The following is a 14,986-nucleotide window of genomic DNA, read 5'->3' as shown; positions in this document are numbered from 1 at the left end:
CTCCCCGCCCCGTGGACCCATCATGGAATCAACGGAGGGCCTGACCGCTCCCCGCGGCAGCGGTCCCTTCCGCCTGCACCTTCACGGTGGCGGGGGTCTCGAGCGAGCGCAGTTGCTGCCTGCCCACGTCCGCCAGCGCCCCCACGGGGTCCTGGACGAGATCTTCCTTGATGACCAGGGAGAGCTTGCGGTTGGCATCGAACTCGATGCGCGCCGAGACCTGAGCAGGGGGACGCGGACGACCGCTGACAGGGGTCGTCCGCGTTGGCGCGTCACAGCGCGCTGCAGGCCCAGACGCCCAGGGGCGTACAGAAGCAATTGGGATTGGGGTGGCCCGGCAGGCAGCAACTCCGCGACCCGCCAACGGGCGAACACGGGGTCCCCGCGAGCTTGCCGCAGCGATTGTTCAGCCCACAGATGGGAGTGGAAGGGATGCAGATGTTGTAGAAGCCATCGCACTCGACGGAGTCCGCCTGCACCGAACAGGTGTTCCCCTCACAGGACACCGTCGAGCCATTCGGACAGGTTTGTGAGCACGTGACGAGGGCGCTCGACTGCTGCTCCAGCTCCGGCGCCTCGACAGGTTCCCATCCACCACAGGCCGCCAGCACCGGGACGACAAGCACCGTCAGCACACCCAGGAAGCTCTTCATGGCGTGTCTCTCCTTGAGGGATTGAGCGGCATCGAACCACAACACGCCCTCCCGCCCCCCTGTCTTCCATTCTCGAAGTTCCAGGTGTTCAGCGCCAACGGTGTCGTGACAGGCTTCGAGATGTTCGACGACGAGCTACCGCCAGCGCGGCACCATCGGGCCAGGCCCCGAGGCAAGGGAGTTCAGGACCAGGCCAAGAAGTCGGATACGTTCAGCGTGATGCTGGCGACTCCGGCGGGGCTCGACACGCTGGAGCCCAAGGACGGCATCCTCCTGCGAAGGGGCCACCTGGGAGGAGTGTGTCGACAAACTTCGAGTTCACTTCCATTGGGAGTTCGAGGGCATGAAGTGACCCGCGCCTACTCCCCGCCGTTCTGGACGGTGGGGGCCCGCAGGGGTTCGATGAAGCCCGAGTAGGCCATCCGGTTCGGTGAGCAGCGCCCGGGGTTGGTCACCTTGTCCGGCGTGGCGTTGCCCGTCATGGCGGTGCTGACCTCCTGCGGCGCGGAGCCGGGATGGGCCTCCAGGAAGAGCGCGACGATGCCGGTGACATGCGGGGTGGCCATGGACGTGCCGCTCAGCGTTCGGGTCGCCGTGTCATCGCTGGTCCAGGCCGAAAGGATGCCCTCGCCGGGCGCGAAGACGTCCACGCAGTCGCCATGGTTGGAGAAGGACGCCCGCCGGTCCACGCTGTTGGTGGCCCCCACGGTGATGGCCTCGGCGGTGCGCGCGGGAGAGCGCTTGCACGCATCCTGGTTCTCGTTGCCCGCCGCCAGCACATACGTCACGCCCAACGCGATGGAGCGTCGCACGGCATCGTCGAGCACCGCGTCCTCCCCGCCGCCCAGGCTCATGTTGGCCACCGCCGGGGACTGGTGGTGCTCGGTCACCCAGTCCACGCCCGCCACCACGCCCGCTGTCGTCCCGGAGCCCTCGCAGTCCAGCACGCGCACGGCGTGCAGCGACGCGCTCTTGGCAATGCCATACACATTTCCGCCCACCGTGGCGGACACGTGGGTGCCATGGCCGTTGCAGTCCACGCCGTTGCGACCGTCGCCGACGGCATCGAAGGCGATGTCCGCCCGCCCGGCGAACTCCTGGTGCGTGGGGCGCAGGCCCGTGTCGAGGACGTACACGTGCACGCCCCGGCCCTGCGTCTGGTACAGGTAGACCTGATTGAGCGGCAGGTCGCGCTGGTCGATGCGGTCAATCCCCCACGTCGCGCCGGACTGGCTCTCATCCAGCGTCACCACGGCATTCTGCTGCACGTACTCCACCTCGGGCGCGGCGGACATGGCACGGGCCTGCTTCTCGTTCATGCGCGCGGCGAAGCCCCGCAGCGCGTGCGCGTACACATGGAAGGCCTTGCCGCCGAAGCGCTCGGTGAGGCTCCCCGCGACCACCACCGGCGCGGGCGCGGCGTCCCCTTCCCGGGGCTCCTTGAGCACGACGACGTACTCACCGGGGACCGGCTTCGCGACCCGGAGGAACTTCTCGCGCACGGGTGTCTGTACGGACGCGGTGCCACGGCAGGGTGTGTCACCGGGCGACGGGATGGGATTGCCCCCGCTCTGGCACGCCGGCAGCAGGAACAGCACACAGGCGGACGCGACCGTCCGCGACAGGAGCTTCATCGACATGGGTCCCCCCCAGGGGTGGCACTTCCAGCTAGTGAAGTAACGCCTTCTGACCCGAAAAAGTGGTTCCTGCCCTCCGGGGCCGCGAAACGTCCGCCCCCACCCGAACCGCCGGCCCGCAGTACGACTCCTTCTACGCCGCGTGGCGTCTCTGGTACCCCCACCTCGGTCGAACCTCACAAGATTCCATGGCGTCTTCGCTCCGGGCGCGAAACTCCGGCCATTTCTGCTCCCTCAAGCGGGGGCAGAGCCGAAGCCGCAAGAGGCAAGTGAGTCGCCTGAGGCAACGGCCAGGCAGAAGCCGACCCAGGAGCGCACGCCGCGGCTGGATGGGGCCGGGCTGCTGCGCAGGGGCTTCGTGCTCGACGTGTTCGCGTGCGACAGGTGTGGAGGCAGGCGCCGGGTGCTGGCGTATCTGCCGGCTCCCAGTGGGGTGCGTGCCATCCTGGAGCACCTGGGACTGCCCACGCTGCCTGGGAGACTGGCCGCAGCACGGGGGCCACCCCAGAACGCGGGGTGCTGAGTCTGCAGCAGCAGTGGCCCGTCGCCTGCCGCCTCCCCATGGGAAGGCGGCTTGAGCAGGCGTGTACCCTACAGGGCTGCGGGGTGGACACACCGACGTGGCACTCGGCCCTCCGGCACTCGTCAGCAACCCTCCTCTGCCTCTCTGCGCTCGCCCGTGCCCTTCAACACTGCCCCTCTCCTTCTTGTGCGTTGGAGTCACCGCCCCTGTGAGGCGAGGGGGCGCGTCCTGCGCGAACGCAACCGCGTCCCAATCCACGCCGCCACGGGTTAGATTCCGCGCCGTGCCTTCCGACACCATGCCGTGCGCCGGGGATATCGCGCAGGTCCGTCACCGCCAGTACCTCGTCGATGAAGTGATCGCCCCCGAGGGTGTCCGCGAGGACCACACCCTGGTCCGCCTCACCTGCCTCGACGATGATGCCCAGGGTCGCTCGCTCTCCGTGCTCTGGGAGCGCGAACTCGGCGCGCGCGTCATTCGCCCCGCGCAGGGCGGACTGGGAACGCCCACCGGGCTCGACGAGCCGCGCCGCTTCGCCGCCTACCTCCATGCGCTCAAGTGGAGCTCCGTGACGGCCACCGACGCCCGGCTCTTCCAGGCCCCCTTCCGTGCCGGAATCCACCTGCTCGACCACCAGCTCTCCCCCCTCAAGAAGGCGCTTGAGCTTCCTCGCGTCAACCTGTTCATCGCGGACGACGTGGGCCTCGGGAAGACCATCGAAGCCGGCCTCGTGATGCAGGAACTGATGCTCCGCCAGCGTGTGGACCGGGTGCTCATCGTCTGCCCCGCGTCCGTGACGCTTCAGTGGCGTGATGAGATGGAGAAGCGCTTCGGCCTCCATTTCGAGATCTTCAACAGCGAGTTCGTCTCACGGCGCCGCCAGGAGCGCGGCTTCCAGGTTCCCGTCTGGGGCACTCACTCGCGCTTCATCGTGTCGTACCAGACGCTGCGTCGCAGCGAGTACTTCGAGCCGCTCAAGACGCTGCTGGAGGAGAAGGGCCGCCACAAGGCAATGCTGGTGCTCGACGAGGCGCATGTCGTCGCCCCGGCTTCCGCCAGCCGGTACGCCGTCGACACCGAGACGACCCGCAGCATCCGCTCGCTGGCGGACCACTTCGAGCACCGCCTCTTCCTGTCCGCCACGCCCCACAACGGACACTCCAACAGCTTCTCCGCGCTGCTGGAGATGCTCGACCCCCAGCGCTTCACCCGGGGAACCCGCGTGCGGGAGTCGCAACTGGCGCCGGTGATGGTACGCCGGCTGAAGAGCGACCTGCGCGCACTGGGCACCGCGCAGCAGTACCCCGAGCGGCAGGTGCTGGGCGTGCGCCTGACCCATTCCGCGGGGCGCTGGAGCGCCGAGTGGCTCGGCCCCGATGGAAAGACCGTCGAGCGCCGCGTCGACCTCGGCGAGGGTTCCACCGCCGAGCTGGACCTCGCCACGAAGCTCGCCCGCTACACGCAGCTCATGGCCCCTGGCTCGAAGAAGGGCCGGCTCGTCTTCATCAACCTGCAGAAGCGTCTCCTCTCCAGCGTGGAGGCCTTCCACCGCACGCTGTCCGTCCACGCCGCGGCCTTCGGGGCGGGGGCCCTGGCTCCGGGAAGCCGCGAGGCCCCTGGCGACACGCTCCCCGAGGAGTACGGCGAGACGGACGAATCCCTGGAGCTGGCCTTCGAGGAGGACATCCGCGAGGCCAGCGAGGGCCTGCCGGTGGACATCCAGGCGCGCCAGCTCCTCGACGACATGCTGCACGTGAGCGCGAAGCACCGCACCGGGCGGGACGCGAAGCTGCTCGCGCTGCTCCAGTGGATTCGCGAACACCTATGCCCGCTCACCCGGGGCGCCGCCTGGAAGCCCCGCCGCGTCATCGTCTTCACGGAGTACGGCGACACGCTCCGCTACCTCAAGGAGCAGCTCACCGCCGCCTTCGAGGGGACGCACCGCGGGGAGGAGCGCATCCGCACCATGACCGGCGGGCTGGACGACGCGAAGCGCGCGGAGGTCCAGGAGGCCTTCAACGGTCCGCTGGACGAGTTCCCCGTGCGCGTCCTGCTCGCGACCGACGCGGCCCGCGAAGGCATCAACCTTCAGGGGCACTGCGCCGACCTCTTCCACTTCGACCTCCCGTGGAACCCCTCGCGCCTCGAACAACGCAATGGCCGCATCGACCGCACGCTGCAACCAGAGCCCGTCGTGCGCTGCGGCTACTTCATCTACGCTCAACGCACCGAGGACGCGGTGCTCGACACCGTGGCGCGCAAGGTGGACACCATCGCCCGCGAGCTGGGCAGCCTGGGCAGCGTCCTGATGGACCAGCTGCACGAAGCCCTCTCCTCGGGCATCACCCCGGGCACGCTCGAAAGCCTCGAGCGGGCCGCGACCTCCACCGGCACGGAGGTGGCGAAGCGGGAGCTGGAGTCGCAGCGGGAGCTGAAGTCCCTGCGGAAGGAACTCGATGCCATCGGGGAGATCCGCGACCGCAGCCGCAAGGTGATGGACTTCGATTCCGCCCTCTTGCGTGACGCGCTGGACGTGGGCTTCGAACTGGCGGGTTCGACCCGGCTCGTACGCGAGGCCGTCACCGAGGAAGGCAAGCCGCTGGAGGCCTGGAAGGTGCCTGCCCTCCCCGCGTCCTGGAGCCGGACGCTCGACAGCATCCGTCCCCGCCGGGAGAAGGACGAAGCGCCCTGGGTGTGGCGCAAGCGCCCGCTCTCGCCCGTGGTCTTCGAGGCGCCCCAGGGCGTGGCCAGCAAGCTCGCGCACCTGCACCTGTCCCATCCCATCGTGCAGCGCGTGCTCCAGCGCTACCTGGCGCAGGGCTTCTCCGCGAACGACCTGAGCCGCGTGACGGTGGTGAACAGCAAGCGCGACGCCGTGGCGCGCGTCATCGTCTTCGGGCGGCTCTCGCTCTTCGGCGCGGGAGCGGCGCGGCTCCATGACGAGGTGGTCTCCGTGTCCGCGAAGTGGCTCGACGGCGGCGGCAGGGGGCACCTGAAGCCCTTCGGCGAAGAGGCGGACCGGCGGGTCATCGAACAGCTCGAGGTCACGCTGGCCGAGGCACCCGAGCTGTCGGCGACCTCCAGCGCGGTCCAGGCCCGGCTCCTGGCCAGTGCGTCTTCTGACTTCGCGGCGCTCTGGCCTTCCGTCGAAGAGGAGTCGTCGCGGTTGGAGAAGGCCGCGCGCAAGCTGCTGGCACAGCGCGGTGCGAGCGAGGCGAAGGCGCTGACGCAGATCCTCCTGACGCAGCGGGAGACCATCCAGGAGGCGCTGGGGGCACAGTTGGAACTCAAGCTCACCGTCAAGGACGAGCTTGAGCAACAGCGGCGCGACAAGGGCCATCTGGAGCAGCGCCTCGCGGCCCTGGCGAAGGAACTCGACGAGCAGCCGGAGTCGCTGAAGGCCACCTATGACGTGCGGCTGGCCCGGCTGACGCCGGTGGGAATGGTGTACCTGTGGCCGAGTTCGCGATGAAGACCGGGCGGGAAGCAAGCGTGAGGGCAGTCCATGAGTGACGTCGAACGCCGCTACCACGAGACGTGGCTGGGCATGGCGCAGCCCATCGAGGGGCTGGTGGTGTCGGTGCCGGTGCTGGAGGACGCGCAGTGCATGCAGCGGCTGCCCGTGACGGAGCAGCACAAGCTCATCGCGCTGGCCGGCACGGAGGCGCCCCGCGTGAGCGACGTGCCGCGCTTCCTCCGCGAAGTGCTGGGCTACCCTGACGGCGCCTTCGTCACGGCGTTCCCAGAGGACTTGCGGCTGGACATCGTGGAGGGGCAACAGACCCTCGTGCCCACGCGGGGGCTCCTGCGGCGCGGCCCGCCGCCACCGAAGCCGGAAGGCCTCCCTGACGACTCCACGCCCACCAGCCGGGGCGGCGAGGGCTTCGTCCTGCTGACGTGGGAGCTGCCGCCGGGCCTCGACCTGGATGCGAAGGAGGCCGTCACCGGCGCCTGGTTCTATGGCCCCACCGCGAAGTTCGAGCGACTGCTCCGCGCGGCCCGGGTACCGGTGGGCCTGCTCTTCAACGGCGTCTCCGTGCGCCTCGTGTACGCGCCCCATGGCGAATCCACGGGCCACCTCACCTTCCGCTTCGCGGACCTCGTCACCGCCAGCGGCCGGCCGCTCTTCGACGCCATGGTGATGCTGCTGCACGCGCGGCGGCTCTTCGGCGTGTTGCCCGAACACCAGCTCCCCGCGCTGCTTGAACAGTCCCGCCGCCGTCAGGCCAACGTCACCGAGGCGCTGGCGGAGCAGGTGCTCGAAGCGCTGAACCTGCTCCTCGCGGGCTTCGAGTCCGCCGCCGAGCGCGACGGCACGAAGTCGCTGGACGACGCCCTCGCGCGCGGGGAGGACCACGTGTACGGCGGGCTCCTCTCGACGCTTCTGCGGCTCGTGTTCGTCCTGTACGCGGAGGACCGGGGGCTGCTCCCGGTGGACCAGGAGCCCTACGCCGAGGACCTGTCGGTGAAGGCGCTGTACGAGCAGCTGCTTGAAGATGCTGGCCAGCATCCCGATGCGATGAACCGGCGTTTCGGCGCGTGGCCGCGGCTGCTGGCGCTGTTCCGCTGCATCTTCTTCGGCGCCTCGCACGGGAAGCTGCACATGCCGTCGCGACGCGGGCAGCTCTTCAACCCGGAGGCGTTCCCCTTCCTGGAGGGCTGGAGCGTCGGGGGCGCGCCGGTGGAGGCGCGGGCCCGGGCGGAGGTGAAGCCGCCGTCCGTGGATGACGAGACCGTCTACCGGGTGTTGGAAAGGCTCATCGTCCTGGAAGGCCAGCGGCTCAGCTACCAGTCGCTCGACGTGGAGCAGATCGGCTCCGTGTACGAGGCGCTGATGGGCTTCCACGTGAAGCGGCTGACGGGCGCGGGCGTGTGCCTCAAGCCGTCCAGGGTCTGGGTCTCCGCCGACGAGGTGCTGGAGCAGCCGGCGAGCCGTCGCGGTGCGTGGCTGGAGGACGAGGGCGGAATGGAGGCGAAGGCGGTGAAGGCCGCCGCGAAGGCCCTGGAGCAGGCGAAGACCGAGGCGGACGTCCTGACGGCGCTGGAGCCGTACCGGGTGAAAGGCATCGACACGCGCCGGCCGTTGCAGTTGGTGTTGCAGCCCGGGGCCGAGCGCCGCCGCACCAGCAGCCACTACACCCCGCGCAGCCTCTCGGCGCCCATCGTGCGCCGCGCGCTGGAGCCGTTGTTGAAGGCGATGGGTGAGGAGCCGGCGTCCGAGCGGCTGCTCAACCTGAAGATCTGCGACCCGGCCATGGGCTCCGGCGCGTTCCTTGTCGAGGCCTGCCGCTTCCTCGCGGATCAGGTCGTCGCCGCGTGGACGCGCGAGGGCGTGCTGAACGGCGCCCCCAAGGACGAGGACGTGGTGATGCGCGCGCGCCGGTTGGTGGCGCAGCGCTGTCTGTATGGGGTGGACAAGAACCCCTGGGCGGTGAACCTCGCGAAGCTGTCGCTGTGGCTGGTGACGCTGGCGAAGGGGGAGCCGTTCACCTTCCTGGACCACGCGCTCAAGTGCGGCGACTCGCTCGTCGGGCTCGACCTTGAGCAGATCCGTGCGTTCCACTGGGATACGGGGAAGCAGAAGCAGTACGACCTGGCACAGGCGGTCTTCACGAAGGCGCTCTCGGTGGCGCTCGAGAAGCGGCAGGCAATTCTCCAGCTCGCGCTCGATTTGGAGCAGCCCGCGGTGAAGCGGCCGATGCAGCTCGGGCTGGATCCGGCCAGACAGAAGGAGAACCTGCTTCGCGACGCCGACGAGGCGCTGGCCCCGGTGAAGCGCATCGCCGATGCGTGCGTGGGGGCGTTCTTCGCCTGTGATTCGGACAAGGAGCGCGAAAAGGAGCGTGTCCGGCGGCTCGATGCGCTCGGCGCGTGGCTCGCGACGGCGGAGGGTGGGCTGCCACCGCCCATGCCGGAGGCAGTGCGGGGGCTGTCATCGCCTGGCTGGACGTTCCACTGGCCGCTGGAGTTCCCGGAGGTGTTCCACGGGAAGCGACCGGACCCGCTGGATGATGAACAAGCCAACAAGGCTGCCTGGATGGATGGCTTCATCGGAAATCCGCCATTTATGGGTGGAATCCAGGTTTCCGGGACATTCGGAGACGCTTACTTGGACTGGTTGCTCAAGCGTCATGAAAGTGCGCATGGCAATGCCGACCTCGCCGCGCACTTCTTCCGCCGTGCGTTCCACCTGCTCGGTGCGCACGGCACCATCGGATTCATCGCGACCAACACGATTGCACAGGGCGACACTCGGACCACTGGGCTCAAGTTCCTGGTGGACCATGGCGCTCAAATCTACGACGCCGTGCGCTCACTGAAGTGGCCAGTGCCCGGGGCCAACGTCACAGTGTCTGTGGTACATTTAGCGAAGGGGCACGTCTCCGACTTCCCGCTGGAGCCTCGACTCGATAGCCACAGAGTCGGACAAATGAACTCGCGACTGCGCGGTAAGCCAGAGCGAACCGACCCTGTGGTACTCGCCGCAAACACAGGCAAGAGCTTTCAGGGCAGCGTCGTGCTCGGCATGGGCTTCGTGCTCAATCCTCAGCAGCGCATGGATTTGGTCGCCAAGACACCGAAGAACGCTGAGCGCATCTTTCGCTACGTCGGCGGCGAGGAAATCAATTCGGACCCTGACCCGCGACTCGAAAGATATGTCATCAATTTCGAACAGATGGGGTTGGCGGAGGCTGAGAATTGGCCAGACCTCGTGAGCATCGTTCGGGACTTGGTAAAGCCTGAGCGGGACAAGGTAAAAAACAAAGGCGCAAAACAGTTCTGGTGGCAGTTCATTTGGCCTCGTCCTGAACTTTACCGAGCCCTCCGCCCCCTCGACCGCTGCCTCACCACCGCACGCGTCACCAAGCACTTGCTCCTCTCTTGGCAGCGAGCCGACGTGGTTCTCAGCGAACAAGTCATCGTCTTTCCCGTTGAGCAGAGCCGTTGGCTCTTGGTTCTGCAGTCACGTGTGCATGAAGCCTGGGCGCGATTGTTGTCATCCTCGCTTGAGGACCGGCTTCGCTACGCCCCTAGCGACTGCTTCGAAACCTTCCCCTTCCCCCCAGAACCGGCCTTCACCGCGCTTGACACCCTGGGAGCACAACTCGACACCGAACGCCGCGCGTACATGACGGCGAACGGCGTGGGCCTGACAACGACATACAACCGACTGAAGGACGACACCGTGACGGATCCTGCGGTGCAGTCCCTGCGCACGCTGCACGAAGCGGTGGACCGCGCGGTGCTCGACGCCTATGGGTGGACCGACGTGCAGGTGCCCCCGTACTGCGGCGCCACCGCGGCCCAGCTTGAAGCCTTCGAAGACGACGTCCTCGACCGCCTCTTCGACCTGAACGCCCAGCGCGCCCGCGAAGAAGCCCTCCTCGGTGCCGCCACCGCCAAAGCCAGGAAGCCGCGCGCGAAGAAGACCGCCTGACTGTGCTGGCGGTCACGAGAAAGCGCGGATTTCTGGTCATCAGGCCGACCGGTTTTCCATGGTCCGGGCCATCGGCCAGTGCGTGTCCAGTGAGGCAGGAGCTGCCAGGCGCGCCCGCCGACGCGCGCCCAGGCTCCTCCAGCTTCTGCCTCGGTCCCCCACGCCCTGCCGGGCCGCCGCAGTCAGGGCCGGTACCGCTCCGCCTCAAGGAAGAACTGCGTGAGCGAGTAGTCCAGCAGCGACTGGCGGGACTGCATGTACCGGCGGGCCCGGAGGAAAGGCAGCCAGACGCGCTTGCCCACCCGCACCTGGGACTCTTCCATCTTCTGCCGCAGCACCCACGTTCCTCCCAACCGCCGCACCAGCACGTCCCCCAGGTAGGCCCCGAGTGCCGGTGCGGTGTGCCCATCGATGAGGTGACGCTCGTACCGCTCCGGGAAGCTCTCCCGCCAGAAGTAGAAGTCCAGGTCCGTGAGAGACTCAGGTGTCTCGTCCATGATGGTCGGCACCTTCGTGTGCAGCCCTGCCACGAGACCTTCGGACAAGTCTCCGTAGGATTCGAGGACGCGCTCCGGATTCGCCACGTCCGAGGGATGGGCGACGGGTAGCCACTCCTCTGGCACCGGCGGCCGGAAAGCGTTGAGTTCAGCAATCTTCCGTTGCCGCTCGCTGATGGCGAACTCGTCCGGCAGCCGAGACAGGAGCGGCGCCAGGTCGGGGTGGAAGTGCGGTTCGACGGGTACGAGTGCAGCGCTGCGCTCCTTCAGCGTGCGGAGCACCGTGTCGAAGTCGAGGTCCGGCCGCAGGTGGACATGGGCACGGGCCTGAGAGATACGCGCCTCCTCACTATCGAAGTCGGAGGCCGTAGGCCGTAGCACCATGAGGACGGAGCCGTTGGAGAGTTCCTCCACGAGGTGAGCAGGCGTCGAGAGCATCCTCTCTCGGCCTACGGACTCCACCAGCTTCGGACCGAAGATGTTCAGCCAGAACAGCTCATAGACTTTGTCGAACCCATCCCGCTTCCATGTCGCGTCGTCACGACCGAAGGAAGGGGACCCCGCGAGTTGCCGGTCGGCCAAGCTATGTGCTGCAGCATGTTCCGCCGGATATCGGGATGCCCAAGCCCGAGCCATTGCAACAAAGCCGCTGCAGGCTTCCACATCCGCGAAGAAGGAGAGTGGTTGCACTTCCAGGCTGACATCCAGGGTGAATCTTCCACGGGCGGGCCCGAGATTAAGCACCAGCGACACAGCAGGGTTCTCCGACCGATACAGTCCGATGATCGCCCCATACTCGTTGCGCCGCTCCTCTAGAGCGCGCCACACCGCGTCGCGGGAGTACTTACGTTTCCGGCTTGCATTGACGAACGTCGGCATCCAACCGGCGGAACCTTCCTCAAGGGCATCAAGCAGAGGCGAGACTTCGCGCTCCAGACCGTTTCTCGGCTCGAAGATCCCCTTGAAGAAGAAGCGCAGACTATCCATCTTGTTCAGATCATGCAGTGTCAGCGCACTCATTGAACCAGTACCTCCACGCCCTCAATTCGCTCCTGTGCCGCGGTTACCGCAGCAGCCAACCCATCGCGATCTCGAGGCAATAGCGTCTCACCCTCATAGACAAGGCGCACTCGCTTCACATCCGCCTGCTGTCGCATACCGTCCCGAAGAATTTTCAGCGACCCACCGTAATACTTCATCGCATTGCTCGCATCCGTATTCACCTGCACTTCCAGCTCCTCCATCTTCAGGAAGCTGAGGTTCCGGCTCTTGAAACTGAACGTCTCCACCCGAGGTGGCTGGCCCGGCGGAGGGCGCTCCTCGATGACGAGGACGTCGGCGTACCGGAAGTCCGCTTTTGACACACCCACGTGCGTCTCGATGCGCGGCTGCTCGAAGTCGCCGAGCCAGCGCCGCTGTGCGCGGGGCAACGCGGCGTCCGCCTCCAGGATGGCGAACATGGTCCTCTCGAAAGCCATGCCCCGGGCATAGTAGGCGCGCATCCCCTGGTAGCCCTCCCACTTCAGGGGACCCTTGACGGCGGCGTCACCGTCCTGAATCTCCGTCAGCCGCCTCTTGCGGTAGGCGACGTACTCCTGCCAGAGCGCTGCGCCTCTATCGACTCCTGGCGGCGGCTCCTCCAGCTTCGGGGCCAGCTGCTTCAGCAGCTTCACGTCCTTGGGGAGACGTGGGCCCAAGGACTCCAGCTCCGCCTGGACCAGCTTCGCCTTCGCGGCCTCCGCGGCGCCCACCTCGGCGTTCTGCTCGAAGAGGTCCAGGTTGACGGACCGCTTCCCCGCCGCGCCCCTTGTGGCCAGGGGCTGGGCGGACTCGCGGCTCGCGGCCTCCGCCAGCACCGCCTGCGCCTTCGCGGGGTTTCCGCGGGCCTCGTACAGCGCCAGCAGCCCCGCTTCACCCCACTCGGCTGCCAGCAGGGCCCCCTCACGGCTCGCCTGGAGGTAGCGCAGCAAGTCGCGCGCGGCGTTGACGCCCAGTTGCTCCTCCAGGCGCGCCATCAGCGCCTTCATGCCGTCCACGTCGAGCGCCGGCATCTGGAGCCGCCTCAGCCCGCCTCGCGCCCCCACCAGGGCTCGCGCACCCTTGCCTCCGGCATACAGCGCCACCATCAGCGCGGCCGGCGCCAGCTCGCGCGTGGCCTGCTCGTACTTGCCCTGCGCCAGCGAGTACGCCCCGTGCCCCGTCCCCACCGCCAGGTGGTAGAAGCCCACCGGCACACCGAAGGTGAGGTGGTCGAAGGCCCCCGCCGAGACACTGCCCGGCGCGTAGTGCCGCTCCGTCAGCGCCTCCCGCACTTCATCGAGGGCAGCCTGGTACGGAGGTGGGAGGTCGGCGCGCTTCGCCCAGAGGCTCTGTCCCCGAGCGCCATCGCTCGCAGGACTGCTGGAGAGCATGTCCCGGCCCGCGCGCCCCAGCCCGCGCAGCACGTCGCGCGCCTGCTCTCCCCGCTCCGGGAAGCCCTCCAGCGCCAGGCCGCGCCGCTTCAGCTCCTCGAGGACGACGGGCATGCTCCCCAGCGTCTCGCCCAGCTGCTTTTCGCGGGCGAGCAGCCGCACCACCTCGCGCAGCTCGTCGTCGAAGGCCGAGTGGAGGACGAAGAGGGCGAGCACCTCGGAAGAGGGCACGCCGTACTTCTCGACGGACATGACGAGGAAGGCCGCGCGCTTGCGACTGAGGACTTCCGAGGCTTGCTTGTCCAGGGGCCCCAGGGCGCCCAGGCGGACCGCGTCCCAGTCCTCCAGCGACTCCACCAACGCGGCCATGTCCACCCCGCGCTGCATGGCCACGAACTCCGCGGGTGAGGCACACGCAAGAAAGGGCTCCAGCACCTCCCGGCTGGACTCCAGGTGGGGCCAGCCCGAGGGCACGGGCCTTCCTCCACGGACAACGTCCCCGCCGCTGGCGACCGACTTCGTGCCAGGCGCTCCCGCGCCCTCGCTCGCATCCACCAGGGGCTCGCGTCGTAGGCCCAAGGGCTCCTCCGCCCCCGCCGCCGTGGAAGCCAGCGCCTCGCCCGGAGACGCCCCCGCTGCCGCGCTCCTCACCGCCTGGGTGGACGCGGAGAAGGGTCTGAGGGCCAGGGTGGCCCCGTGGCCCGGCTTCGCGGGCAACGAGGCACAGCCCGCGCTCAGCAGCGCCACCACCAGCGCCAGGCCAGGCCCGCCGCACAGCCGCCGCTCAGCGCGCATGGTCCACCCCCAGTCCCACGGCCGCGAAGGCACCCGGCCGCGGCGCCCCCTCCGGCGTGGGAAACAACAGCGTGCCGCCCTGCCCCACCGCGTAGAGGCCGCCTCCCAGGAGGCGCCACCGGGCCTCGCCCGAGACGAGGTAGCGCGCCGCCGGCTGGCCCATGCCCAGCGCCAGTCCGCCCACCGCCACGGTGAGGTTCCGGTGGAAGACCTGCACTTCCAGGCGCCCTTCCACGTCCACCCGGCCCCACGAGAAGGCCTCCGCCCCCATCGTCAGGCGCAGGTGGCGCCGCGCTAGAGTGCCAAGCCGCTCCGCGTCCCAACTGAGAATCACCTCGCCATACGCCGAGGACCCGTCAGGGAACGAAGCCTCCGCAAGCGGCATGGCGGCCGGGCCCGCCACCTGGAAGCGCGCCAACTCGTAGTCCGGACCAAAGGCCCCCTGCCGGAAGCCTCCGCGCTGCACGCGCCCCTCCAGGCGGGCCCGCAGGTCTACCGTCGCCGCCAGCGCATCCACGCCCAGGCCCGCGACCGCGCCCCACGCCCCGCCTTCGCCCGGGCGTCCGCCCCAGCCGCCCAGCAGCGTCAACTCGAAGCCCCCTTCGGCGTTCCTGCGCCGCAGAAGCATGGCCGTGCCGTCCACGTGCGCCAGCGTCAGGGGCGTCGAGGCGCCTCCTGCTCTCCCCCAGTCATGCACCGCGGACACCGACAGCAGGTACTGCATGGGGAGGCGGGGCCGGCCGAAGAGGAGGTACGGCACGTCCAGAACGACTTCCGCACCCACCAGACGCGCGCCCAGCACGTCCGAGGCGAAGGCCTCCGTGTACACCGGCCCGAATTTCCCCGTCACCACCGCCCCGGCCGGGTGGTAGTCGGGGTTGCCCCGGTTGTTGTAGCGCCGCACCACGTGCCCGGACAGCAGCGTGTAGGACTCCAGGGCGCCCATCCACAACGAGTTCGGCGCGTCTCCTCCCACCCTGAGCGTGCGCACCACCTGCCCCCAGTCGGAGAGCGTGTCCCAGTCCTCCTTCC

7 protein-coding genes are annotated in these 14,986 nt (G+C 68.5%); 2 read left to right on the top strand and 5 right to left on the bottom strand.

All coding sequences use genetic code 11. The annotated features are described in order from the left end of the window. Positions 1-272: 272 nt before the first annotated feature. Together D7Y15_RS37685 and D7Y15_RS37680 are read right to left on the bottom strand one after the other, a co-directional pair. On the bottom strand, positions 273-653 hold the full coding sequence (locus D7Y15_RS37685) for a hypothetical protein (RefSeq protein WP_121755584.1): 381 nt from the start codon (positions 651-653) through the stop codon (positions 273-275). 359 nt (positions 654-1,012) lie between these two features. After that, positions 1,013-2,293, bottom strand: a complete 1,281-nt coding sequence (locus D7Y15_RS37680; protein ID WP_233605243.1) for a S8 family peptidase — start codon at positions 2,291-2,293, stop codon at positions 1,013-1,015. Between the two features lie 803 nt (positions 2,294-3,096). Between D7Y15_RS37680 and drmD the strand changes: the two genes are divergently transcribed. After that, positions 3,097-6,285: a DISARM system SNF2-like helicase DrmD gene (gene drmD / locus D7Y15_RS37670; RefSeq protein ID WP_233605242.1), complete on the top strand. Its 3,189-nt coding sequence runs from the start codon at positions 3,097-3,099 to the stop codon at positions 6,283-6,285. A 33-nt stretch (positions 6,286-6,318) separates the two neighbouring features. Then, the gene (locus D7Y15_RS37665) at positions 6,319-10,251 is read left to right on the top strand and encodes a DNA methyltransferase (RefSeq protein ID WP_233605241.1); all 3,933 of its coding nucleotides are present in this window, start codon (positions 6,319-6,321) and stop codon (positions 10,249-10,251) included. 182 nt (positions 10,252-10,433) lie between these two features. Here the strand turns inward: D7Y15_RS37665 and D7Y15_RS37660 are convergent, their stop codons facing one another. The 3 genes from D7Y15_RS37660 to D7Y15_RS37650 form a co-directional block, all read right to left on the bottom strand. Continuing rightward, positions 10,434-11,768 (bottom strand): hypothetical protein, encoded by a 1,335-nt coding sequence (locus D7Y15_RS37660; protein WP_121755582.1) that lies wholly within the window; start codon positions 11,766-11,768, stop codon positions 10,434-10,436. Next, on the bottom strand, positions 11,765-13,954 hold the full coding sequence (locus D7Y15_RS37655; RefSeq protein WP_172814523.1) for a hypothetical protein: 2,190 nt from the start codon (positions 13,952-13,954) through the stop codon (positions 11,765-11,767). Before D7Y15_RS37655 ends, D7Y15_RS37660 begins: the two co-directional genes overlap by 4 nt. Then, positions 13,944-14,986, bottom strand: a 1,043-nt coding sequence (locus tag D7Y15_RS37650; protein WP_121755581.1) for a hypothetical protein, incomplete at its 5' end; no start/stop codon positions are given. The genes D7Y15_RS37650 and D7Y15_RS37655, both read right to left, overlap by 11 nt.

This window comes from Corallococcus sp. AB030, assembly GCF_003668965.1.
In the GTDB taxonomy this organism is placed as follows: domain Bacteria; phylum Myxococcota; class Myxococcia; order Myxococcales; family Myxococcaceae; genus Corallococcus; species Corallococcus exiguus.
This window is presented reverse-complemented; position numbering and strand designations above follow the sequence as displayed.

Excerpts from the sequence above, each read along its gene's own strand:
- D7Y15_RS37685 (WP_121755584.1), bottom strand. The coding sequence starts at position 653 with ATGAAGAGCTTCCTGGGTGTGCTGACGGTGCTTGTCGTCCCGGTGCTG.
- D7Y15_RS37680 (WP_233605243.1), bottom strand. The coding sequence starts at position 2,293 with ATGTCGATGAAGCTCCTGTCGCGGACGGTCGCGTCCGCCTGTGTGCTG.
- D7Y15_RS37665 (WP_233605241.1), top strand. The coding sequence starts at position 6,319 with ATGAGTGACGTCGAACGCCGCTACCACGAGACGTGGCTGGGCATGGCG.
- D7Y15_RS37660 (WP_121755582.1), bottom strand. The coding sequence starts at position 11,768 with ATGAGTGCGCTGACACTGCATGATCTGAACAAGATGGATAGTCTGCGC.
- D7Y15_RS37655 (WP_172814523.1), bottom strand. The coding sequence starts at position 13,954 with ATGCGCGCTGAGCGGCGGCTGTGCGGCGGGCCTGGCCTGGCGCTGGTG.